Source organism: Vogesella facilis (assembly GCF_042648525.1).
Classification (GTDB): domain Bacteria; phylum Pseudomonadota; class Gammaproteobacteria; order Burkholderiales; family Chromobacteriaceae; genus Vogesella; species Vogesella facilis.
This window is the reverse complement of record NZ_JBHRXN010000009.1, coordinates 36,103-55,442: the sequence shown is the minus strand read 5'-3', so window position 1 is coordinate 55,442 and position 19,340 is coordinate 36,103. Positions and strand designations below refer to the sequence as shown.

Sequence of the window (19,340 nt, the reverse complement as noted above, 5' to 3'; positions counted from 1 at the left end):
ATGAGCAAATTTTTCAAGCAGACCCTGATTGCCGCCGCACTGGCCACCGCCGCCGCTGCCGCGCTGGCTACCCCGACCGTTAACGGTGTCGGCATCAGCCAGCAGCGTATCGACGCCGTGGTAAAAATGATGGAAGCCCAGGGTCAGCAAGCCAATCCGCAGATGGCGGAAATGGTGACCGATCAGCTGGTGACTGCCGAAGTGCTGCGCCAGGAAGCGGTAAAGAAAGGCTTGGACAAGTCGGCTGAGTTCCTGGCCGAGATGGAAAACGCCCAGGCCATGTCGCTGGCCAACCGTTACATCAAGGAATTCATCCGCACTAACCCGGTAACCGACGCCCAGCTGAAAGCCGAGTACGACAAGGTAAAGGCCGAGTTCCCAGAGAAGAAAAGCTACCACGCCCGCCACATCCTGGTAAAAACCGAGGCGGAAGCCAAGGCCGTGCTGGAAGCACTGAAGAAGGGCAAGCCGTTTGACGCCCTGGCCAAGGAAAAATCCATCGACCCGGGCAGCAAGGTGAACGGCGGCGACCTGGGCTGGAACGAGCCGGCAACCTTCGTGGCGCCGTTCTCCGAAGCCATGGTGAAGCTGGCCAAGGGCCAGGTAAGCGCCACCCCGGTAAAAACCCAGTTCGGCTACCACATCATCAAGCTGGACGATGTGAAGACCGAGGCCGCGCCGGCGATCGACCAGCTGCGCCCGCAGCTGGAACAGCGCATCCAGTCGCAGCGCATCGAAGCGCTGATCAAGGACCTGAAAGCCAAGGCCAAGATTCAGTAAGCGCCCGCGCGCAAGCAAAAAGCCCTCCGTATGGAGGGCTTTTTTCATGGCCAGGTTGGCCGCAGCTCAGCCGAAACGCCGCGCGGCGTCCAGCGCCAGGCCACTGCCAATACTGCCGTAACGATCCCCCTCCACCGCGCGGGCATTGGGGAACATTGCCGCCACCCGCTGCCGCAGCAGCGGCACGCCGCTGGAGCCGCCGGTGAAAAAGATGGTGTCCACCTGCCCGGCCTGCAACTGCGCATCCTGCAGCAGGCGGCCGATGGTGCTTTCGATACTGCCCAGCAGCAGGTCAATCGACTCATGAAACTCATGGCGGCTGACCTGGTGCTGCAGCCCGTGCTCGATTTCCTGCATCGACAGCAGCGTAGTATCGCTGTCGCTCAGCGCGATCTTGGCGGCCTCCACCTGAATCGCCAGCCAATGGCCGGCACGCTTGCTGATCAGGTTGAACAGGCGATCCAGCTTGTCGCGCGCCAAGGCATCGGCGTACACCCCCTGCAGCTCGGACCACACCTTGCGGCTGTAGGCGAAGTTGATGGTGTGCCAGGTCGCCAGGTTGAAATAGTAGCTGGACGGCACCTCGGCGTTGTTGCGCAGCCGGGTACGGTAGCCCAGCTCCGGCATCACCGCCTTGAGGCTGAGCTGCTTGTCGAAGTCGGTACCGCCGATGTGCACGCCGCCATTGGCCAGGATGTCGTCCAGGCGCTCGATGCGCGTTACCCGCTCCGGCGACAGCCGCAGCAGGGAAAAGTCCGAGGTGCCGCCGCCGATATCGACGATCAGCACCAGCTCTTCGCGCTCGATGCGGCTCTCGTAGTCGAAGGCGGCAGCAATCGGCTCGTACTGGAACGCCACCTCGCTAAAGCCGGCGCGGCGCGCAATATCGCCCAGCGTATCTTCCGCCAGCTTGTCGGCCACCGGGTCGTCATCGACAAAAAACACCGGGCGGCCAAATACTGCCTGGCTGAAGCCGCGCCCGGCGGAGGTTTCGGCACGCTGCTTCAGCGAATTGATGAAATAGGACAGCAAATCTAGGAAGCGCAGCGGCCGGCCATCCACCTCGGTCTGGCCATTCATCAGCCCGGTACCGAGAATGCTCTTCAGCGAGCGCATCAGCCGGCCTTCGTAACCTTCCAGGTACTCGGCCAGCGCCGAGCGGCCAAAGGCCACACTGTCTTCATCGGCGTTGAAAAACACCACCGACGGCAGCGTGGTCTTGCCGTCTTCCAGTGCCAGCAGCGTTCCCTGCCCCGGCCGCCACCAGCCTACCGTGGAATTGGAAGTGCCAAAATCCACGCCACAAGCCTTTACTGTCATGTCTCCCGCTCCCGGCGCAAAGGAGCGGGATTATAGCGAAAGCCACCCGTGACGGCGGCATTATTCGCGGCGCTCAGTGCGGCAATGGGCCATGCGCGCGCCGCCGCACCGGGCCGGCCTGCGCGTCGATCTGCCGCTGCATCCCGCCCAGCGCTCCCAGCAGAAACAGCCACTCCGCCACCACGAACAGCGGCCCGATGACCAGCCCCATCAGGTCATCGACAAAGGCCGGCTTGCGCCCCTCGTACAGGTGGCCGACAAACTGGAACAGCCAGCCCAGCACGAACAGGCCCAGACTCCAGCCCAGCCAGGCCGCCTGCGGCAATGCGGCCAACCTTAGCCCGCCCCACAGCGCCAGCAGCATGCACAGCGCCATGCACAGCCCCAGCCCCCGATACGCCCCCCGACTCAGCCACAGGTAGTACAGCACCAGCAGCACCACCGCGACATGCGCCAGCGACACCCCCGCCAGCGCCGGGCGCGCCAGTAGGCCGGCCACCGCCAGCACGATCATGGGGATGCCGACGAAATGGGTGCGGATATTGCGCGGATCGCGGTGATAGCACGCGTAATTGACTAATTGCTGCAGCACGGTTTTCATGGAGCCCTCCTGTTGTTATCGGTATCGCCATCATGCCGCCAACCGTCCAGCCCTTCTGTCAAAACGGCGACACAAGCCCGCCGGCCACGCTCGCCAGCAGCCCCTGGTATGCGGCGGCACCGGCCGAGCTGCAGCTGGCGCTGCAGGCGCTGGGCCGGCCGCGCTCGCTTGACAGCGGCCAGTTCCTGTTCCACCGCGGCGCAGCGGCCGACGGGCTGTACTGCCTGCTGGCCGGCAGCATGCGCATCAGCTGCGCCAGCCGGCTGGGCAAGGAGGCGCCGCTGGCGCGGCTACAGCCCGGCGACTGGTTTGGCGAGCTGGCCCTGTTCGACGACGGCCCGCGCACCCATGACGCCATCGCCAGCCAGCCGTGCACGCTGTGGCAGCTGCCGCACGCCGCGCTGCAGGACTGGCTGCAACAGCGGCCGGCACACTGGCGCCACCTGGGCCTGCTATTGGCGGACAAGACCCGGCGGCTGATGCAGGGGCTAGCGCAGCAGACGCTGCTGGATATCCCGTCGCGGCTGGCGCAACGGCTGTGGCTGCTCAGCAGCGAACAACAGCCGGAGCTGGCGCTGTCGCAGGAGGAGCTGGCCGGCATGCTCGGCATCAGCCGGCAGAGCTGCAATGCCGCGCTGCAGACGCTGGCCGCCAGCGGGCTGCTGCAACTGGCGCGCGGCCGGATACGCATTGTCAGCCGCCAGGCGCTGGCCGAGTTTGGGCGGCTGTGAATTTCTTATCCATGCTCAAGGAGGCGGCCGCGACCAACATGGCACAGTGACGCATCACCTGATGGAGACACCCATGCAAGCCTTGTCCGATACCGTTTTCACCTTCGACGCCCGCGGCGTTGCCAAACGTTTCCGCCATGCCGCCATCTTCGGCGCGCTGGAAGCCCTGCACCACGGCGAAACCATGCGTTTCATCAACGATCATGACCCGCTGCCTCTGCTGGGCCAGATTCAGCAACGCTACGGCGAACAGATCCGCTACAACTATCAGCAACGCGACAACAGCCAGGTGGTCATCGATTTCAGCATCCACCTGGCCGACGCCGAACCGGCACCGCAACTGAATGCCGGTGGCTGCGGCGGTGGCGGCGGCTGCGGCTGCTCCGGCGGCTGATCTGCCAACAACAAGGGCGGCCCGGGTGGCCGCCCTTTTATTTCTACGCCCGGCGCTTTCCCCCGCCCCGGGCTTTACCTAGAATGCAGGCGTTGTCATTCGGACCCCCGCTTTATGGGACGCACGCTCGCCCTCAAACTGGTTTCCCTGCTCGGCCTGATCATGGCCGTGGTTGTCATGGGCACGCTGGGTTACCACCTGCTGGAAGGCTGGTCGATATTCGACAGCCTGTACATGACAGTCATTACCCTGGCAACCATCGGCTACGGCGAAACCCACGCCCTGGACAACGTTGGCCGCATCTTTACCATCCTGTTGATCATCTTTGGCACCGGTGTGGTCGGCTACGGTTTGTCGTCGCTGACGCTGATGCTGTTTCAGGGCGACCTGCCCGTCTACCTGCGCAAGAAAAAAATGGACAAGCTGATTTCCCGCCTGGAAAACCATGTCGTGATCTGCGGGCTGAGCCGCAGCGGACTGTATGCCCTGGAAGAGCTGCATCAGGCCGGCCACAACATCGTGGTGATCGAGCAGAACGAAGCGCACGCGGCGCAGCTGCTGGCCGCATCCGGCACACCGTATATCGTGGGCGATGCCACCGAGGACGCCAACCTGCTGGCGGCCGGCATCGTGCGGGCGCGGGCGCTGATCACCAGCCTGACCTCGGACGCCAACAACGCTTTCGTGGTGGTGACCGCGCGCAGTCTCAACCCGCAGCTCACCATTGTCTCCAAGGCCGAGACCGAAAGCGCGCGCAAGAAGCTGCAGGCGGTGGGCGCCAACCAGGTGGTGATTCCGTCCTACCTTGGCGGCATGAACATGGCGTCGCTGGTCGCCAACCCGCAGACCATGCACTTTTTCGAGCGGCTGCACAGCCGCTATCCGCATGCATTCCGTGCCGAAGTGCTGCCGGTGCTGGACGAGTGGGTTGGCCGCAGCATTGCCGAATGCCTGCCCATCGCCAGCGGCAATATGATGGTGATCGCGGTGGAGCTGCCGGGGGGCGAGGTGCAGTTCAACCCGCCACTGGCCACCATCCTGCACCAGGATGAATCGCTGATGGTGATCGGGCAGCACCCGCAGGCAGCCGGCAGCTAAAACAAAACCGGCCGCACTGGCGGCCGGTTTTTTCTGTGCAGCCCGGCGTTTAGCCGAAATGGCACACGTAATGCAGCGTGTCGGTTACTTCGATCTGGAAACTGCTTTCGCCCGGCACCGAGAAGGAGTCGCCGCCCTTGTAGCTGCGAGCTTCGCTTTCGCCAGCCAGCGTTACCTTGCACTCGCCGGCCAGCACCTCCATGATTTCCGGTGCGCCGGTGCTGAACAGCAGCTTGGCCGGCAGGATCACGCCCACCGATTTGCGCGTACCGTCCGCCAGCACCACGGTATGGCTGACGCATTTGCCGTCGAAATACACATTAGCGCGCTTCACCACGCTTACATTGTCAAACTGGTCCATGATTTCTCCTTGTCTTGGGCACGGCCGTTACGGCTCTTGCACTGCATCATGCCTGCACGCCGTTTGCAGCGTCAATGCCGCCGCGCCCAGTGACAAGTCTTAATTCACGCCGATCTGCACCGGCGGCTGCGGCTGGCTGCGCAGGTCCATCAGCACCAGCTTGCCCCGCTCGCTGGCGTACTTGATGGTATCCAGCCGGTTGGTTTCCAGCAGTAGCAACATGATGTCCTGCTCGTCGATGCCACTGCCCCGCGCCTGGGCAATCGCCTCGGTCAGACTATGCGCCAGCACCGCCCGCGCCTTGGCCAGACCATCCGCCCGCAGCTGCTGCGCCTCGGCCTCGGCGCGCGCCTCGCCGAGGATCAACGCCCGCTTGGCCTCCGCCTCCTGTACCGCCGCCTCGCGCTTGCGCTCGGAAGCGATCACGCTGTTGAACGCATGCTGCACCTCTTCCGACACCGTCGGCTGATCAATCAGCACGCTGACAATTTCATAGCCGTACACCCCCATGCGCTCGGCCAGATTGGCCTGCACCTGCTGCGCCAGCTGGTCACGGTCTTCGTACAGGTTCATCAGGCTCATCGAGGCGGTGGACGAGCGCAAGGTATTGAGCACCCAGGTCTTGACCTGCTCCTGCGGTGCGGCCAACTGGTAGTAGGCATCGGCCGCGCGTTGCGGCAGCACCCGTACCATGATGGCTACCGGCAGGCTGACAAACATATTGTCGCGGGTCTTGACCTCCACCTGCGCCGACAGCTCCTCCACGCGCAGGTCCATCACCTTGGCCACCCGCTGGATACCCGGGAAAATCCAGTTCAAACCGGGCGTCATTACCCGCGAAAACTTGCCAAAGGTTTCGACGATCGCCAGTGTCTGCTGACCAACAATACGCAGGCCGGCCAACACAAGCACCAGCAAGGGTGCCAATAACAGCATCACATCCATTTCGGAACTCCCGTTCAAGACGCGGCCACGCCGCTTGCCGACATCATAAGCAGATGTCGCCATGCGGCCAACCTTGCCCCCAGCGGGATACGCGCGTCAGCGCACATGCGGCAGCACGGTACCGGCGTCCATCATATTGCGCACCACCTGGTTGAAATGGCCTATCCACAACGCATCAAACTGCGCCTCACCGGCGTTCACCTCTGCCACCGCCCGCAGCAGCGAACGTACCTGTTGCCGCTGGCCATGCTTCAGGATCACCGCTTCGAAAGTGTCGATAATCGCCAGCAGCTTGGCGCCGTCGCAAATCAGCTCCGAACGCAGCCCCGCCGGATAGCCGTGCCCGTCCGGGCGCTCGTGATGCTCGCGCACGATGCGCGCCGCCATGTCCCAGCCCGGCATGCGGGCCAGCAAATCGGCCGCCCAGCCCGGATGCGCCGCCAGTTGCACCCGCTCTTCCTCGCTCAAGCGCCCCTGCCGCAGCCACAGCTCCTGCGGCAAAAACATCATGCCCACATCGTGCATACATACCGCGGCCTCCAGCTGCAGCGGGTCAACCAGCAAGCCAGCCACCTGATTGCAGGCAGTTGCCAGCAGCAGATTGCGCTCGGTGCGCCCCAGGAACAGCACCGAGCGCTGCTCGAACTGCAGCGCCAGCGCATGGAAGAATGCCAGGTCGGCAGCCTGCGCCGCCGTGGCCGCGCGGGGCCTGGCCGCCTGTTCCTGTGGCACAAAACCGGTCAAGCGCTTCACCAGCAGCCAGGCCTGGGCATCAACCAGCGTTGCGGGCGTCTGCCCCAGCTGCTGCAACTCGGCGACCAGCGCGTTGAAATCCTGCAAGGAGATGTCGCGCCCGCTATCCAGCTCGGCCATCAGCAGCTCCAGTCGATCCACCGCCAGCAGCAATACCTGCTCCAGCGCCGCCCCGAACACCAGTTCCCCGGCCTTGATGCGCACCAGAATATCTTCGGCCGCGTGAATCAGCGGCTCCACGAAATACAGCCGACACAGGCCGGCATCACCCTTGATGGTGTGAAAAAGCCGCATCAATTCCGCCAGCACCGCCCGCTCTGCCGGTTGCTGGCGAAATGCCTGCAACAGGTTGGCCGCACGCGGCGCATACTCGTTTAGCGCGTAGAGAAAATCGCCAAAACTTTCTTCATCCTCAATACGATAGTGCTCGATGGTCTCCGACATTGGTTTATATCCCCTCTGCGTTTTCTTTGACTGCACTATAGAGCGCCTCGCTCACCCACAATGATAAAAATACCCACCTGTTGCATGACAAGCTCTCATAGCCCACATTTTTTTTATGGGCTTGCTGCAAAAAAGACTTGCTTGTGCCATGAAGCGCAGGCAGACTGCGACTTGCAGTTTTTCAAGTCGTGATCTGTACAGTTGTTGTAAAGGCTATCGCCGTACCACAGTTTGTCTTTTCCCTTGATTGACATGCGCTTTTCTCATACTCAACGCTTTCTCAATAAGGGAATAGAACATGGCAACCGGTACCGTAAAATGGTTCAACGACGCTAAAGGTTTCGGCTTCATCACTCCGGATAACGGCGGCGATGACGTTTTCGCTCACTTTTCGCAGATCAACTCCAAAGGCTTCCGCTCCCTGGCTGAAAACCAGCGCGTAAGCTTCGACATCGTTGATGGCCCGAAAGGCAAGCAAGCTTCCAACATTCAGCCGCTGTAATTCAGCACTGATTCGGAAGACAGAAAACCCGGATGCATGCATCCGGGTTTTTGCTTTTATATCCCGCCGGCCACTGTACTGGCCCATGAACCGGAGTTCTTCATGGAAAGCACCCACGACGACATTATCGCCAGCACCCGCAACTGGCTGGAAAAAGCCGTTATCGGCCTGAACCTGTGCCCGTTCGCCAAGGCGGTTTACGTCAAGGATCAAGTACGCATTGTGGTCAGCGATGCCGACACACCACAGGCGCTGCTGGAACACCTGGTCACTGAGCTGCGCCTGCTGGCCGACAGCGACCCGGAAGAAATCGACACCACTTTGCTGGTGCACCCGTTCGTACTACAGCGCTTTCTCGACTTCAACGAGTTTCTCGGCATAGTGGATGCCGTACTGGAAGACATGGAGCTGGAAGGCGAATTGCAGGTAGCCGAGTTCCACCCCAAGTTCCAGTTCGATGGCACCACGCTCAACGACGTGAGCAACAACACCAACCGCGCCCCCTACCCCACGCTGCACCTACTGCGCGAAGCCAGCATCGCCCGGGCAGTGGAAGCCTTTCCCGACCCCGCCTCGATCTATGAGCGCAATATCGCGATCATGGAAGAACTTGGCCGCAAGGGCTGGGAAGCCCTGGACGTTGGCCCACACAAGGCCAAGTGACCTGCAGATGCAAAAAGCCGGCAATGCCGGCTTTTTCCGCACCACCCCAGACTACTGGCAATCCGGGTGCCGGCCGCGAATCCCCTGATAACGCGCACGAATCAGCGGCATATCCCGCTCCACGTCGCCACTCGGATAAAACACCCCCATCACGCCACCCTGCTTGCGCGCAAAGTCCAGATACCCCAGCGCCACCGGCACGCCGGCGCCACAGGCAATATGGTAGAAACCCGTCTTCCACTTGCTAACACGCGCACGGGTACCCTCCGGCGGCACAGCCACCACCAGTCTGTCATTGCGCTGAAACACCGCCACCATCTGCTCGACCAGCGAATTGCTCTGGCGACGATCCACCGGGATGCCACCCAGCCACCGCATCAGCGGCCCCAACGGCCCGATAAACAGCGTGTGCTTGCCCATCCAATACAATTTGGCGCCACCGGCAAAGCAAAACAGCAAGGTCAGTGGAAAATCCCAGTTGCTGGTATGCGGCGCACCGATCAACACATACCTGTCCAGCGCAGGAAATGCCCCATGCAGACGCCAGCCGGCCAGGCGCAGCACGCCACACGACAGCCAGTGCAACAGGGTGCGCAGCACCGGGGTATCAAAAATCGTGTAATGCATGCAAAACCACCGCTCCTGGCAAAGCGGCGGACTGTACCCGAGTGGTCGTCATAGGTAAATCGCCATCACCGCCACCACCTTGCTATCCGCTACTCGCATTTGCTGCGATACAACACAATTCACGCACGAACACCCCGCCTTAGCCGGCAAACAGCATGCCGTATTGCATTCATGTCGCCGCAGGCGTAGTACCACCTTATTGGTACACCTGCGCTGTCAGCACTGGCTTGTGGGCCATTACCCCGGGTACTGAACACGCAGCGCTTGTCGCCGTTTCCTCACCAAGGAGCTGCCGCCATGTCGCACCACCACTCCAAGGCCGCCTACTTCGAAATTCGTGCCGAAGTGCGCAGCAACATCCTCGCCGGCAAACCCATGCCGCGCAGCCGCCCGGAAGATATTCGCAATGCCAACGCCCGGCGGGAGATTGAACGGCGCCGGCTGGAACGCGAAGCCAAAGAGTAACGCCATCGTCGGTACCATCAGCGGCAGGGCCACTACCGCCTGCACCGGAGGCTCGCGGCACGGGCCCACCAAGCAAAGCCGCGGCGATGGCAACGCCTGTCGCACAGCGCTTGCCGGCAGCAGCCACTGCGCCGCGCGGGCATGTGCGCACTGCCCGGTTCTCAGCCCGTAAGCAATACCCCACGGCCACGCAAGCATCAGGCGTCCCATGCCGCAGCATCCAGGCAGCAACCCCGTCTCTACACGCCCCCACCAGCCGGCACTGCGGCCAACCTTGCAGGGCAGCCAGGCCCTTACCGGGCGCACAGCGGTCTGCCGTTACCGCTGCCAGCGGTACCAGATATCCCACTCATCCTCACCGGTCGGCACAAAGCCATGCCGCCGGTAGAAGTGGTTTGCCGGACTGTCACGCAAGGCACACAGCACGATGGCTTTTGCCTGCGCCGCCGCTGCCAACTGCTGCGCCCGTAGTGCCCAGCTACCGGCACCCAGCCCCTGCGCCGTCGGCAGAATGTAGAGATGATCCAGGTAGCAAGCATCCGCCTCGTGGCGCATAGCACTGAAGCCGATGCGCCGCTCTTGCCACACAATCCAGCGCGTCACGCCGGGGTGGAATCGCCCGGCAAAGCGCGCCCGCGATCGTGCCGGATCATACAGACCGATCGCCTGCAGGCTGGGGCACATGGCTGCCAGACGCAACTGATGCAGCGCCTCGAACTCCTCTGCGCTTGCTGCTTGCCAACTGAACATCGCCCTCCCCCAAGACCACATGCGACCCGCCACGTCGCAAAGCATAAGGCCGCGCATCGCGCGGCCTTGTCGTAGCGGTCAGCCCTCCAGCTGCCGCACCCTTTCAAACAGGCATACCGTCGCCGCCATCGCCACGTTCAGCGATTCGGCATGCCCGGGCATGGGGATGCGCACCCGCACATCCGCCTGCTGCAACACCGCCGCGCTCACGCCGGCGCCTTCGTTGCCAAACACAAACGCCAGCGGCCCGCGGAGATCCTGGCTGTACAGCGAGACACTGCCTTCCAGATGCGTCACCAGCTTGCGGCCATGCCATGCGGCCAACCTTGCCGGCAAGTCCTGCGCCTCGTGGATATTCAGCACGAAATGCGCACCCATCCCCGCCCGCAACACTTTGGGCGAATATACGTCCACGCAGCCGCGGGACAAGAACACCTCGCGCACGTTGGCCGCAGCCGCGCAGCGCAAAATGGTGCCCAGATTGCCCGGATCCTGGATGTCATCCAGCATCACGCAGGCACTGCCGGCTGACAGCGTCTGCGCTGCGGGACGCTCGCAGATGGCCAGCACCTCGGCTGGCGTTGCCAGCGCCGTCACCTTGGCCAACACGGCGGTGGCCACCAGCTGGCAGACGTGCGGGTCGACGTGGGCCAGCAGCGACAGCAGTTCGCCCTTGCCGGCCGCTGCCTCGTTGACATACAGCGCCTGCAGGCGCCAGCCGGCAGCCAGTGCCGACTGCAACAGGTGCAGCCCTTCCAGCACGACAACGCCGTGCTTGCGACGCTCGCGCGCCGTATCGAGCAGGCGGGCCAACTGCTTCATGTCATCGTTGGCCGCCGAGGTAATGTGTTTGTGGAATATCATTTACAGGGCTATCTGCGAGACCCGCGCCACGGTTTCCTTGAACCGCTGGTAGGTATCGTCATCAATCGGTTTGTTGCTGCGGTAGTTGTCTACCACGAAGACCCCGGCCAGCTTGTGGCCGGTAAACACGGACATGGCTGCAAACGCGCCATTGCCCAGCAGCGACAGGAATTCGTCGCCATAGCGGTGCGCCAGTTGCGCGCGCGCGCCGGCCGGCGCATGGAAACTTTGCGCCTTGCTGGCCAGCAGGTTGAAAAAGCTGCCGGGCTCCAGCGTCACCGCCAGTTTGCGCAGCGGATCATTGTCGTCCAGGCCGACCTGGTAGCGCAGCTTCAGCGTGTGGCTGAGCTGCTCGTAACGCAGGAAGAAAATGCGCTCCAGCTTGAGATCGTTGGCAAAGTGGCGAATGGATTCGCGCAGCGCCAGCTCCAGCTGCGCCTCGCCACTGAGCGTGGCCACCGGCTGCTGCTCCACCGCCTGCGGGAACGGCCCCTCCAGCCACAGATAGGCGCGGGCCGGATATGCGTAGCCCGGCGCCCGCGGATGGCGCGCCACGCGCAATACCGCCTCCTGCACCGGCTTGTGCACCGCCTCCGGCGTACAGCCGATCAAGCGCGCCGCCGCTTCGACGCCGATATTCCACTGCGAGCGCCAGCACCCCTGGTCGATGCCGTTGGCAGTGGCAATCGCCAGCTTCAACAGCTGCCGGCGCCGACTGACCGGCCCGGTGCCCAACGTTGCCAGCAGACCGCTGGGCAGCGGCATGTGACGAATGAACTGCTCCAGCAGCTTGGGGTAATCCTGGCCGAAGACATCGGACACTTCCTGCAGCAGCGGCCCCTGCGGTACCCGGTTACGGTAGACCAGGTAGAGACAGGCCGGCAGGTTGTACACCAGCGCGGCGATGAAGCAGTCCTCGACCCGCGTTTCGCCAATCATCGCCAGCCAGTCCTTGATCAGAAAGGCGGCGACGCGACTTTTACCCAGCCAGCCGCCCAGCGCGTCCAGCACCTCGGCATCCAGCTTGCCGCGGCTGACGGAGAAAGCCTGCACGTAGGCGTAACGCTTCTTCACCGCCTCCAGCCCCAGCATCATCAGCATCTGCTCGACGGTAGGATTGGACTCGCTGCGCTGCACGGCGCTGGACGCACCCACCAGCCGCAGCAGATCCAGCAGCAGGAAGGGGTCGGACAGGGTGAGGTTGGCCAGCTCGGAAAACACGATTTCATCCGGATGGCGCAACATCATGCGCCGCACCGCGCCCGCGGTATCGGACAGCACCGGCCAGCGGTTTTCGGACAGCGAGGACAGCCAGTTAGCAAGTTCCATGCGGGTGACGCCAGATCAAGAGTTCGGTTTGCAGTGGGCCGGAGAGCGGCAAACGCTGCTGCGGCGCCATCCCTTGTATCATAAAAGTGTTACTCACCAGTATGGCACCGGGGTGGCAACAGCGCTGGAACTGCTGCCAGACCCGCGCCATCGGCACCGGCGACAGAAAGGCATGCACCACATCGTAGGGCTGCCAGTCCAGCCGCCAGAAGCTGCCAAAGCGCAAGCAGGCATTGCCCGGCCGCCCGGCGCGCCAGTAGCGCCAGCGGCTCCACAGCCACGGCAGCAGCGCATTTTCCACGCCGCACACCGTGAGGTCGGGACGCAAGGCGGCCAACTGCAGCACCACGCGGCCATCGCCACTACCCAGATCCAGCACCCGCGCACCAGCGGGCAGCGCCGCCACCAGCGCCGCAATACTCTCCTGCGACGACAGATACAGCGGCACCTGTTCGGTCAGCGCGTTGCGTGACAACGCCAGGCACAGCAACAGCCCCAGCAGGTAGAGCCAGCCCGGCAACTGCAGCTGCAAGGCCAGCAGCACCGCCGGCATGAACAGCAGATGCAGGCCCAGGCCGTAGCCGCGCACGCCGGCCAGCCAGGCCAGCAGCCCGGCCGCCACCAGCTGCAGCGCCACCCAGCGCCACGGCATGGCCAGCGGCGCCACGATGCTCCAGGCCAGTACCGCCGCCAGCAGCTGTACCAGCAGCGCCCGCGCGATGGCGCGCAGACGCACTTACTGGCCGCCCTCGGCAGCAGGCGCCGGCACCGCGCCAGGTTCCGCCTGCTGGGCGCCGCCATCGGTACGAATGCGCTCTTCCGCTTCCTTGGTCAGGATCACGATGGCGATGCGGCGGTTTTCCGAACTGAACACGTTCTGCTTGTTGATCGGGTCGGCCGCGCCCAGCCCCACCACGCGCAGGACTTTCTCGTCGGCCATGCCGCCTGCCACCATCTCGCGCCGAGCCGCGTTGGCCCGGTCCGACGACAGCTCCCAGTTGGTGTAGCCGGCAGCGCTACCGGTAAAGCGATTGGCATCGGTATGGCCGGAAATGCTGATCTTGCTGTCGATGCCGTTCAGCTCGCGGCCGATCTGCTGCAGGATGATGCGGGTATGCTCCAGCGGCACAAAACCGCCAGACTGGAACATCGGCCGGTTCTGCTCATCGATGATCATGATGCGCAGGCCGTCCGGCGTCATTTCCATGCGAATCTGTTTTTCCAGCGCCTTCAACGCCTCGTTCTTGCTCAGCGTCACATCCAGCTGCTGCTGGATGCGCTGCTGCAGCTGGCGCATTCTCTTGTCCTGCTCGCCGCGGCTTTTGACATCGGCGGTTTCCTGCCGCGGACTGCCCTTGGACACCACCCCGGTCGACTTGGTGAGGTCGGTGCCTCCGCCCTTGATCACCGAGGTCGAGGCGCCGGTGCCCTCGCCGCCCTGCAGCGCGGTTTTCAGCGGGGTACGGAAGTAGTCGGAAATACCGGCCAGCATGCCGGACGAGGTGGAGCCCAGCAGCCACATCAGCAGGAAGAACGCCATCATCGCGGTAACGAAGTCGGCGTAGGCGATCTTCCATGCGCCACCGTGGTGGCCGTGGCCGCCTTTCTTGATTTTCTTGACGACAATGGGGCGTTGCGATTCGTCTGCCATGCTGCCTGCCTTTGTACGTGTGCCACCGTCCGGGCCAAAGGTTGGCCGCAGCGGTCCAGGCGTTGCGAAAAGAGATGCTGGCAGCACGCCGGCCCACCCAGCATGCTGCCACCAGCTCCTGCGATCGCTTTGAATAGAAAAAAGCGGGTTTGATTGTATCAAAACCCGCTTTGGCTGAGTTGCTGCCGGCAACGAATCAGGCCAGGCCGCGCTCGCGCAGTTTCTTCTCGAAAGTTTCCACGCTGCGGGCGGCGGTGCCCAGCATGCTGTCGATCTCGGCCTTGCTGATCACCAGCGGCGGTGCGGACACCATGTGGTCGCCGCAGGCACGCATGATCAGGTTATTACCGAAGAAGATGTCGCGGCACATGGTGCCCATCTCGCCCCAGTTGTCGAACAGCTCGCGCTTGGCCTTGTCCTTCACCAGCGTGAACGCCTGGATCAGGCCCACGCCGCGCACGTCGTCCACGTGCTCGAACTGGCTGAAGGTCTCGCGCCAGCGCTGCTGCATGTAAGGGCCGGTTTCCTCGCGCACGCGCTGCACGATACCCTCGTCGCGCAGTGCCTGAACGTTGGCGTGCGCCACCGCTGCTGCCACCGGGTGGCCGGAGTAGGTGAAGCCGTGGTTGAAGTCGCCGCCTGCGGCCAACGTTGCCGCCACGTCGTTGCCAACGAACACCGCGCCGATCGGCAGGTAGCCGGAGGACAGGCCCTTGGCGGTGGTGAAAATGTCTGGCTTGAAGCCGAAATGCTGCTGGCCGAACCACTCGCCGGTGCGGCCAAAGCCGCAGATCACTTCGTCGGCCACCAGCAGGATGTCGTACTTGCGGCAGATGCGCTCCACTTCCGGCCAGTAGGTTGACGGCGGGATGATCACGCCGCCGGCACCCTGGATCGGTTCGCCAACGAAAGCGGCCACCTTGTCGGCGCCGATTTCTAGAATCTTGTCTTCCAGCCAGCGCGCCGCGGCCACGCCGAACTCTTCCGGCGTCATGTCCTTGCCGTGCTTGTAGTACCACGGCTGTTCGATGTGGGCGATGCCCGGAATCGGCAGGTCGCCCTGCTCGTGCATATAGCTCATGCCGCCCAGCGAGGCGCCACCGATGGTGGAGCCGTGATAGCCATTCCAGCGGCCGATCAGGGTTTTCTTCTGCGGCTTGCCCTTCACATCCCAGTAGCGGCGCACCATGCGGATCATGGTATCCACCGACTCGGAACCGGAGTTGGTGTAGAACACGTGCTCGAAGCCGGTCGGCGCCACTTCGGCCAGCAGGCGCGACAGTTCCACCACCGCCGGGTGCGAGGTCTTGAAGAAGGTGTTGTAGTAGGCCAGCTCGTCCATCTGGCGCTTGGCGACTTCAGACAGATCCTTGCGGCCGTAGCCGATGTTCACGCACCACAGGCCGGCCATGCCGTCGGTGATCTTGTTGCCTTCGCTATCCCACAGATAGATACCGTCGGCGTGGGTAATCATGCGCACGCCCTGCTCGTTCAGCGAGGCGGTGTCGGTAAACGGGTGCAGGTGATGGGCGGCGTCCAATTCGCGCCACTGAGCGGTGCTGCGTTGTTGCTGCGTCATTTCTACTCTCCTAGGTAAGGCCGCCTGCGACCAGGTTGGCCGCAGGCGCGTGCACCGTATTCGTCAGCCCTGCGGACTGCGGTGCTTGTTATAGCGCGTCAGCTGTTACACATGCAGCAGCAGGAAGCGGCGTTCCCACGGGCTGATGACGCGGAAGTACTCGGCAAACTCTTTCTCTTTCATGCCGATGAACATCTTCACGAAGCGCGGGCCCAGCACCTCGGCCAGGTCGTGGCAGCGCGACAGGCGCTCCAGTGCCTCCTCGGTACCGCGCGGGAACTGGAACGGCAGCTCGTAGGCATCGCTGGCCAGCGGGTCGCGCGGCTTGATCTTGTTGATGATGCCGAGGTAGCCGCAGGCCAGGGTGGCGGCCATGGCGATGTACGGGTTCACGTCCACGCCCGGTACGCGGTTTTCCACGCGGCGTGCCGCCGGCGAGGAATGCGGCACGCGCAGGCCCACGGTGCGGTTGTCGTAGCCCCACTCCACGTTGGTCGGCGCCGCGGTGTAGCGCGACAGGCGACGGTAGGAGTTCACGTACGGTGCGAAGAACGGCATGCACTCCGGCAGGTAGTGCTGCAGACCGCCGATGAAGTACAGGAACATCTCGGACGGGCTGCCGTCCGGGTTGCTGAACAGGTTCTTGCCGGTGTTGATGTCGGTCACGCTCTGGTGAATGTGCATCGCACTGCCCGGCTCGCCTTCCATCGGCTTGGCCATGAAGGTGGCGTACATATTGTGGCGGAACGCCGCCTCGCGCACGGTGCGCTTGAACAGGAACACCTGGTCGCACAGATCCAGCGCGTTGCCGTGCAGGAAGTTGATCTCCATCTGCGCGGTGCCGATTTCATGAATCAGCGTGTCCACTTCCAGGTTCTGCGCGTGGCAGTAGTCGTAGATGTCTTCGAACAGCGGGTCGAACTCGTTCACCGCGTCGATGGCGTAGGAGCGGCGGCCGAATTCGGCGCGACCGGTACGACCGATCGGCGGTGCCAGCGGAATGTCCGGATCCGGGTTCGGGGAAAGCAGGTAGAACTCCATCTCCGGTGCCACGACCGGCGCCCAGCCGTTATCGGTGTACAGCTGCAGCACGCGGCGCAGCACGCTGCGCGGTGCCACTTCCACCGGCGAGCCGTCGGCGCGGAAGGCGTCGAAGATCAGCTGTGCGGTCGGGTCGGTTGCCCACGGCACGAAGCGCAGGCTGTCGGGGTCGGGCTTGAGCACCATGTCCGGATCGGTCAGGTCCAGCATGCTGTCGTCGGGGTAGTCCCCGGTAACCGTCTGGATCAGTACCGCTTCCGGCAGGCGCATTTCCGCTTCGGACACGAACTTGTCCTTGGGAACGATCTTGCCGCGTGCAACGCCGGTCATATCCGGAACAATGCACTCCACTTCAGTGATTCTGTGCTCTCGCAACCATTCGAACATTTGGTGACTCATGATGCTTTCCTCTTTTCTCCGGCCGCGCGGGTGGTCAGACCCGGGGCGGATGGTTTGCCGAGTACGCGCCGGCTATTGGTTCCGGCGCATACGGCGCTCTCGGCAGGCGTCGCCGAAAGCCTTCAAAATCGCTTGGGATACTTTGTTGTTCCAGTATTTCCACTCTGGATGCCACTGCACGGCAAAGGCAAAGTTGCGGGCGTTCGCCACGCGGTAGGCCTCCACCAGGCCGTCCTCGGCCAGCGCCTCCACTTCCAGCCCCGGCGCCAGCCGCTTGATGCCCTGCTGGTGGATGGAATTCACCATCGCGCTGTCGCAACCCAGCCAGCCCTGCAGCAAGCCGCCTGCGGCCAACGTTACCGCGTGCGCCGGGCCGTACATCTCGTCCACGTCGCTGGTATCCGGCTCGCGGTGGTCGTTCAGCCCCGGCTGCTCCTGCACGTGCTGATGCAGCTCGCCGCCCAGTACCACGTTGATTTCCTGGAAGCCGCGGCAGATGCCCAGCAGTGGCACGCCTTCGTCCACCAGCATGCGGATCAGCGGTAGCGTGGTGGCGTCGCGCGCCACATCGTGCAAGGTGCCTTCGCGGCTGGGTTCGCCCTGGTAATGCTGCGGCTCGACGTTGGACGGCGAGCCCGGCAGCAGCACGCCGTCGACCAGATCGACAATGGCGCGCAGCTGTGCGGCATCTCCCAGCGCAGGAATCAGGATGGCGATGCCGCCCGCCCCGCCCACCGCGGCGGTAATGTACTTCTCACCCACCGCGTGGAACGGGAACAACCCGATCTGCTTTACATCACATGGAATACCGATAATCGGTTGCTGCATGATTTCCTCGGTTGCTTAACTGGCAGCCTTGATCGCCGCCAACGGTTCTACATAGTCATAACCCAGATCGCGTGCCACCGCGGCGTAGGTCACCTGGCCGCGGCACACGTTCAGGCCGTTGCGCAGATGCGGGTTACTGGTCAACGCCTCGGCCCAGCCCTTGCCGGCCAGCTCCAGCACATACGGCAAGGTGGCATTGGTCAACGCCATGGTGGAGGTGCGCGCCACCCCGCCCGGCATGTTGGCCACGCAGTAGTGCACGATGCCGTCCACGATGTAGGTCGGGTCCTGGTGCGTGGTGGCGCGGCTGCTTTCGAAGCAGCCTCCCTGGTCGATGGCCACATCCACCAGCACCGCGCCGGTCTTCATATTCTTCAGCATGCTGCGGCTCACCAGCTTGGGCGCCGCCGCGCCGGGCACCAGCACCGCGCCGACCACCATGTCGGCATCGCGGATCGATTCCTCGATGTTGGCCGCATTGGACATCAGCGTCTTGATGCGCCCCTGGTAAATACTGTCGATTTCCTTCAGCCGGCCCAGCGACTTGTCCAGCAGGGTGACATCCGCCCCCAGCCCCAGCGCCATGCGCGCCGCGTTCAGGCCCACCACGCCACCGCCGATCACCACCACCTTGGCCGGCGCCACACCCGGCACGCCACCCAGCAGCACACCGCGGCCGCCCTGGGCCTTTTCCAGCGAATGCGCGCCCGCCTGCACCGCCATGCGGCCGGCCACTTCCGACATCGGCGCCAGCAAGGGCAGGCCGCCACGTTCGTCAGTCACCGTCTCGTAGGCAATGGCAATCGCCTCGGACTCCACCAGCAAACGGGTCTGCTCCGGGTCCGGCGCCAGATGCAGATAAGTGAACAACACCTGCCCGGGGCGCAGCATGCGACACTCCACCGGCTGCGGCTCCTTGACCTTGATGATCATGTCGGCGGCGGCAAACACCGCTTCGGCCGACGCCGCGATCGACGCCCCCGCCTGCAGGTAGTGTTCGTCGGCAAAACCGATCGCCAAACCGGCCTGGCTCTGCACCACTACCGCGTGGCCGGCAGCCACAATTTCACGCACACCGGACGGCGTAAGGCCGACGCGATACTCGTGATTTTTGATCTCCTTCGGAACGCCTATTAACATAGCTGTCTCCTTTGGGTGTGTCGTGATCTGTTGTACAGGTGTTGTTTAAAAAAATCTACAACAAGCTTGCAACCA

22 protein-coding genes are annotated in these 19,340 nt (G+C 63.4%); 7 read left to right on the top strand and 15 right to left on the bottom strand.

Annotation, left to right across the window (positions count from 1 at the left end; genetic code table 11):
- A complete protein-coding gene (locus ACFOLG_RS03120) occupies nucleotides 1-780 on the top strand; it encodes a peptidylprolyl isomerase (protein WP_386088256.1) in 780 nt (259 codons plus the stop codon).
- Between the two features lie 66 nt (nucleotides 781-846).
- Here ACFOLG_RS03120 and ACFOLG_RS03115 read toward each other — a convergent pair whose 3' ends face one another.
- Together ACFOLG_RS03115 and ACFOLG_RS03110 are read right to left on the bottom strand one after the other, a co-directional pair.
- Entirely contained in the window at nucleotides 847-2,100 is a 1,254-nt protein-coding gene (locus ACFOLG_RS03115; RefSeq protein WP_386088254.1) for an Hsp70 family protein, read from the bottom strand.
- A 73-nt stretch (nucleotides 2,101-2,173) separates the two neighbouring features.
- On the bottom strand, nucleotides 2,174-2,701 hold the full coding sequence (locus ACFOLG_RS03110; RefSeq protein WP_386088252.1) for an Mpo1 family 2-hydroxy fatty acid dioxygenase: 528 nt from the start codon (nucleotides 2,699-2,701) through the stop codon (nucleotides 2,174-2,176).
- A gap of 32 nt (nucleotides 2,702-2,733) precedes the next feature.
- Between ACFOLG_RS03110 and ACFOLG_RS03105 the strand changes: the two genes are divergently transcribed.
- The 3 genes from ACFOLG_RS03105 to ACFOLG_RS03095 all read left to right on the top strand — a co-directional run bounded on the left by ACFOLG_RS03105 (nucleotide 2,734) and on the right by ACFOLG_RS03095 (nucleotide 4,924).
- A complete protein-coding gene (locus ACFOLG_RS03105) occupies nucleotides 2,734-3,432 on the top strand; it encodes a Crp/Fnr family transcriptional regulator (protein WP_386088250.1) in 699 nt (232 codons plus the stop codon).
- A gap of 73 nt (nucleotides 3,433-3,505) precedes the next feature.
- The gene (locus ACFOLG_RS03100) at nucleotides 3,506-3,826 is read left to right on the top strand and encodes a DUF2249 domain-containing protein (RefSeq protein ID WP_386088248.1); all 321 of its coding nucleotides are present in this window, start codon (nucleotides 3,506-3,508) and stop codon (nucleotides 3,824-3,826) included.
- 114 nt (nucleotides 3,827-3,940) lie between these two features.
- Nucleotides 3,941-4,924, top strand: a complete 984-nt coding sequence (locus ACFOLG_RS03095; RefSeq protein ID WP_386088246.1) for a potassium channel family protein — start codon at nucleotides 3,941-3,943, stop codon at nucleotides 4,922-4,924.
- A gap of 49 nt (nucleotides 4,925-4,973) precedes the next feature.
- Here ACFOLG_RS03095 and ppnP read toward each other — a convergent pair whose 3' ends face one another.
- From ppnP to ACFOLG_RS03080, 3 genes are all read right to left on the bottom strand, one after another.
- Nucleotides 4,974-5,285 carry a pyrimidine/purine nucleoside phosphorylase gene (gene ppnP / locus ACFOLG_RS03090; protein WP_386088244.1) on the bottom strand — a complete coding sequence of 104 codons (312 nt, stop codon included), beginning with the start codon at nucleotides 5,283-5,285 and terminating at the stop codon, nucleotides 4,974-4,976.
- Between the two features lie 99 nt (nucleotides 5,286-5,384).
- Nucleotides 5,385-6,230, bottom strand: a complete 846-nt coding sequence (locus ACFOLG_RS03085) for an SPFH domain-containing protein (RefSeq protein WP_386088242.1) — start codon at nucleotides 6,228-6,230, stop codon at nucleotides 5,385-5,387.
- A 96-nt stretch (nucleotides 6,231-6,326) separates the two neighbouring features.
- Entirely contained in the window at nucleotides 6,327-7,427 is a 1,101-nt protein-coding gene (locus ACFOLG_RS03080) for an HD-GYP domain-containing protein (protein ID WP_386088240.1), read from the bottom strand.
- A 298-nt stretch (nucleotides 7,428-7,725) separates the two neighbouring features.
- Here ACFOLG_RS03080 and ACFOLG_RS03075 point away from each other — a divergent pair, with 298 nt between their 5' ends.
- Both ACFOLG_RS03075 and ACFOLG_RS03070 read left to right on the top strand, forming a co-directional pair.
- Nucleotides 7,726-7,929 (top strand): cold-shock protein, encoded by a 204-nt coding sequence (locus tag ACFOLG_RS03075; RefSeq protein WP_174874128.1) that lies wholly within the window; start codon nucleotides 7,726-7,728, stop codon nucleotides 7,927-7,929.
- A 102-nt stretch (nucleotides 7,930-8,031) separates the two neighbouring features.
- Nucleotides 8,032-8,592: a DUF1415 domain-containing protein gene (locus ACFOLG_RS03070; RefSeq protein WP_386088237.1), complete on the top strand. Its 561-nt coding sequence runs from the start codon at nucleotides 8,032-8,034 to the stop codon at nucleotides 8,590-8,592.
- Between the two features lie 51 nt (nucleotides 8,593-8,643).
- On the opposite strand, the gene ACFOLG_RS03065 is transcribed toward ACFOLG_RS03070, so the two are convergent.
- Complete coding sequence (locus tag ACFOLG_RS03065) at nucleotides 8,644-9,219, bottom strand: lysophospholipid acyltransferase family protein (RefSeq protein ID WP_386088235.1); 576 nt, start codon at nucleotides 9,217-9,219, stop codon at nucleotides 8,644-8,646.
- Nucleotides 9,220-9,516: 297 nt separating this feature from the next.
- Here ACFOLG_RS03065 and ACFOLG_RS03060 point away from each other — a divergent pair, with 297 nt between their 5' ends.
- The gene (locus tag ACFOLG_RS03060) at nucleotides 9,517-9,684 is read left to right on the top strand and encodes a hypothetical protein (protein ID WP_386088233.1); all 168 of its coding nucleotides are present in this window, start codon (nucleotides 9,517-9,519) and stop codon (nucleotides 9,682-9,684) included.
- A gap of 318 nt (nucleotides 9,685-10,002) precedes the next feature.
- Here ACFOLG_RS03060 and ACFOLG_RS03055 read toward each other — a convergent pair whose 3' ends face one another.
- The 9 genes from ACFOLG_RS03055 to ald all read right to left on the bottom strand — a co-directional run bounded on the left by ACFOLG_RS03055 (nucleotide 10,003) and on the right by ald (nucleotide 19,265).
- A complete protein-coding gene (locus ACFOLG_RS03055; RefSeq protein ID WP_386088231.1) occupies nucleotides 10,003-10,434 on the bottom strand; it encodes a GNAT family N-acetyltransferase in 432 nt (143 codons plus the stop codon).
- A gap of 78 nt (nucleotides 10,435-10,512) precedes the next feature.
- A complete protein-coding gene (locus ACFOLG_RS03050) occupies nucleotides 10,513-11,298 on the bottom strand; it encodes a TrmH family RNA methyltransferase (RefSeq protein ID WP_386088229.1) in 786 nt (261 codons plus the stop codon).
- Nucleotides 11,299-12,627 (bottom strand): HDOD domain-containing protein, encoded by a 1,329-nt coding sequence (locus ACFOLG_RS03045; RefSeq protein WP_386088227.1) that lies wholly within the window; start codon nucleotides 12,625-12,627, stop codon nucleotides 11,299-11,301.
- Nucleotides 12,614-13,363 (bottom strand): SAM-dependent methyltransferase, encoded by a 750-nt coding sequence (locus ACFOLG_RS03040; RefSeq protein WP_386088226.1) that lies wholly within the window; start codon nucleotides 13,361-13,363, stop codon nucleotides 12,614-12,616. Before ACFOLG_RS03040 ends, ACFOLG_RS03045 begins: the two co-directional genes overlap by 14 nt.
- A complete protein-coding gene (gene motB, locus ACFOLG_RS03035; protein WP_386088225.1) occupies nucleotides 13,364-14,278 on the bottom strand; it encodes a flagellar motor protein MotB in 915 nt (304 codons plus the stop codon).
- Nucleotides 14,279-14,474: 196 nt separating this feature from the next.
- Nucleotides 14,475-15,857, bottom strand: a complete 1,383-nt coding sequence (locus ACFOLG_RS03030) for an aspartate aminotransferase family protein (protein ID WP_386088223.1) — start codon at nucleotides 15,855-15,857, stop codon at nucleotides 14,475-14,477.
- 105 nt (nucleotides 15,858-15,962) lie between these two features.
- Nucleotides 15,963-17,297, bottom strand: coding sequence for a glutamine synthetase family protein (locus ACFOLG_RS03025; protein WP_386088221.1), 1,335 nt, complete (start codon nucleotides 17,295-17,297; stop codon nucleotides 15,963-15,965).
- Nucleotides 17,298-17,369: 72 nt separating this feature from the next.
- A complete protein-coding gene (locus tag ACFOLG_RS03020; protein ID WP_386088219.1) occupies nucleotides 17,370-18,125 on the bottom strand; it encodes a gamma-glutamyl-gamma-aminobutyrate hydrolase family protein in 756 nt (251 codons plus the stop codon).
- Between the two features lie 15 nt (nucleotides 18,126-18,140).
- The gene (gene ald / locus ACFOLG_RS03015; protein WP_386088217.1) at nucleotides 18,141-19,265 is read right to left on the bottom strand and encodes an alanine dehydrogenase; all 1,125 of its coding nucleotides are present in this window, start codon (nucleotides 19,263-19,265) and stop codon (nucleotides 18,141-18,143) included.
- Nucleotides 19,266-19,340: the final 75 nt, after the last annotated feature.

Bases quoted from the DNA above. Each gene is read 5' to 3' on its own strand.
- ACFOLG_RS03080 (WP_386088240.1), bottom strand. From the start codon at position 7,427: ATGTCGGAGACCATCGAGCACTATCGTATTGAGGATGAAGAAAGTTTT.
- ACFOLG_RS03120 (WP_386088256.1), top strand. From the start codon at position 1: ATGAGCAAATTTTTCAAGCAGACCCTGATTGCCGCCGCACTGGCCACC.
- ACFOLG_RS03060 (WP_386088233.1), top strand. From the start codon at position 9,517: ATGTCGCACCACCACTCCAAGGCCGCCTACTTCGAAATTCGTGCCGAA.
- motB (WP_386088225.1), bottom strand. From the start codon at position 14,278: ATGGCAGACGAATCGCAACGCCCCATTGTCGTCAAGAAAATCAAGAAA.
- ACFOLG_RS03065 (WP_386088235.1), bottom strand. From the start codon at position 9,219: ATGCATTACACGATTTTTGATACCCCGGTGCTGCGCACCCTGTTGCAC.
- ACFOLG_RS03110 (WP_386088252.1), bottom strand. From the start codon at position 2,701: ATGAAAACCGTGCTGCAGCAATTAGTCAATTACGCGTGCTATCACCGC.
- ACFOLG_RS03075 (WP_174874128.1), top strand. From the start codon at position 7,726: ATGGCAACCGGTACCGTAAAATGGTTCAACGACGCTAAAGGTTTCGGC.
- ACFOLG_RS03095 (WP_386088246.1), top strand. From the start codon at position 3,941: ATGGGACGCACGCTCGCCCTCAAACTGGTTTCCCTGCTCGGCCTGATC.
- ACFOLG_RS03100 (WP_386088248.1), top strand. From the start codon at position 3,506: ATGCAAGCCTTGTCCGATACCGTTTTCACCTTCGACGCCCGCGGCGTT.
- ACFOLG_RS03020 (WP_386088219.1), bottom strand. From the start codon at position 18,125: ATGCAGCAACCGATTATCGGTATTCCATGTGATGTAAAGCAGATCGGG.
- ACFOLG_RS03070 (WP_386088237.1), top strand. From the start codon at position 8,032: ATGGAAAGCACCCACGACGACATTATCGCCAGCACCCGCAACTGGCTG.
- ald (WP_386088217.1), bottom strand. From the start codon at position 19,265: ATGTTAATAGGCGTTCCGAAGGAGATCAAAAATCACGAGTATCGCGTC.
- ACFOLG_RS03055 (WP_386088231.1), bottom strand. From the start codon at position 10,434: ATGTTCAGTTGGCAAGCAGCAAGCGCAGAGGAGTTCGAGGCGCTGCAT.
- ACFOLG_RS03025 (WP_386088221.1), bottom strand. From the start codon at position 17,297: ATGAGTCACCAAATGTTCGAATGGTTGCGAGAGCACAGAATCACTGAA.
- ACFOLG_RS03050 (WP_386088229.1), bottom strand. From the start codon at position 11,298: ATGATATTCCACAAACACATTACCTCGGCGGCCAACGATGACATGAAG.
- ACFOLG_RS03085 (WP_386088242.1), bottom strand. From the start codon at position 6,230: ATGGATGTGATGCTGTTATTGGCACCCTTGCTGGTGCTTGTGTTGGCC.
- ACFOLG_RS03030 (WP_386088223.1), bottom strand. From the start codon at position 15,857: ATGACGCAGCAACAACGCAGCACCGCTCAGTGGCGCGAATTGGACGCC.
- ACFOLG_RS03115 (WP_386088254.1), bottom strand. From the start codon at position 2,100: ATGACAGTAAAGGCTTGTGGCGTGGATTTTGGCACTTCCAATTCCACG.
- ACFOLG_RS03045 (WP_386088227.1), bottom strand. From the start codon at position 12,627: ATGGAACTTGCTAACTGGCTGTCCTCGCTGTCCGAAAACCGCTGGCCG.
- ACFOLG_RS03105 (WP_386088250.1), top strand. From the start codon at position 2,734: ATGCCGCCAACCGTCCAGCCCTTCTGTCAAAACGGCGACACAAGCCCG.
- ppnP (WP_386088244.1), bottom strand. From the start codon at position 5,285: ATGGACCAGTTTGACAATGTAAGCGTGGTGAAGCGCGCTAATGTGTAT.